The following is a 545-nucleotide window of genomic DNA, read 5'->3' on the forward strand; positions in this document are numbered from 1 at the left end:
GCATACTTCTACCAAGGCGAATCAATAGTTTTCTTTCCGTCCCAAACAAAGGTCTTCCTGGTGCGTATTATGAGCGAGATAGGGATAAGTTTCAAGCCTACTGTCGATCATTAGACGGTAAAAGGGAACATTTGGGGAGATTTACTTCGGAAATGGATGCACATAGAGCTTGGCAGGGTCATAAAATTCTTCAGGTTGAAGCCCTGTGTGATGAATTATATGGTGATGCCACTCTTGATCCAAGGATACCGACCCACCTTCACAAAATAAAGATGAAAATTGAGGCGGATATGAAATTGAACAGACCAACTCTTGACTTAAAACTGGAGGATTTATGATAAAAACTGGGCGCACTTTTTGAGGGTGGTAAACTGACAATTTTGCAGATAAACTAGGAGAAAATAATGAATAAAGAAAATTACAAAGCTCTTGTAGAGATGTGTGATGTATCTCTTGCAAAGGATGTTATCTTGCAACGAGCACAAGAGCTTAATAAAGGTGAGATTGATAGATTGATCTTTGAGCTTACAAATGTAAGAATGGAT

General features: G+C 38.7%; 1 protein-coding gene. It reads left to right on the forward strand.

Annotated elements, in window-relative coordinates; genetic code table 11:
* The coding region (locus tag J5M57_RS27985; protein WP_207872107.1) for a hypothetical protein at positions 1-338 on the forward strand (338 nt) is incomplete at its 5' end.
* Between the last annotated feature and the right edge of the window lie 207 nt (positions 339-545).

It is taken from the genome of Pseudomonas sp. 86_A (genome assembly GCF_017491705.1).
Lineage (GTDB): Bacteria > Pseudomonadota > Gammaproteobacteria > Pseudomonadales > Pseudomonadaceae > Aquipseudomonas > Aquipseudomonas koreensis.